This is a genomic window from Stenotrophomonas sp. P5_B8 (assembly GCF_054049855.1).
Genome location: NZ_JBFULO010000822.1, coordinates 1 through 722 on the forward strand (window position 1 = coordinate 1; position 722 = coordinate 722).

At 61.9% G+C, this 722-nt stretch carries 1 protein-coding gene; it reads left to right on the forward strand.

The window, feature by feature from the left end; all coding sequences use genetic code 11:
• Window positions 1-488: autotransporter outer membrane beta-barrel domain-containing protein (locus tag ACXJKH_RS21655; RefSeq protein WP_457322470.1), on the forward strand; the 488-nt coding region annotated here is incomplete at its 5' end.
• Window positions 489-722 lie beyond the last annotated feature (234 nt).

The following is a 722-nucleotide window of genomic DNA, read 5'->3' on the forward strand; positions in this document are numbered from 1 at the left end:
TGGCACTTGCTACCGAGCGGTACGACAGTCGCGGCTGGCAAGGCGCCATCGAAACCGGCTACGCCTTCCGCGTGGGTGGCTCGCAGAACGGTGGGATCTTCCTGGAGCCGCAGCTGCAGGTGGGCTACAACCGGTGGGATGACCTGCGCCACACTGAGGCCAATGGCACGGTGGTGACCACGCAGGATGCCGATGGTCTGTACGGCCGAGTGGGCCTGCGCCTGTCCGGGGTGACCCGATGGGGCGGTGGTGGCACGGATGTACAGCCCTATATCGCGGCCAACTGGCTGCGCACCCGCGCCGAGTCGCAGGTGTGGATGGACGACGAGCGCGTGGACGCGCGTATTCCCCGAAGCCGTGCGGAAGTCAGCGCGGGTGCCTCGCTGAAGTTTGCCAACGGGTTCGGGGCCTGGGCCGGGTTGGCCAGGCAACAGGCCAGCGGCTATCACCAGACCAGTGCGCAGTTGGGCATGAGCTACAGCTGGTAATGCATAAAGAAAGAGCCACCCTTGAGGTGGCTCTTTGCGTTAACACTGACTAGCTATCACACGACAAGAAACAGCACTTCGTCGCTTCAGTCATACCGCCTTCAACCTGACAAGTCCCTACAGTGAGGCCGCCCTTAGAGCCGCTAATTTCCGAGAATCCTTCCATATACAAGGCAGCCAAACGAAGTCAGGGACTAACAGGGCGCAGCATTCAAATCACGCCAGGCTCTGGCC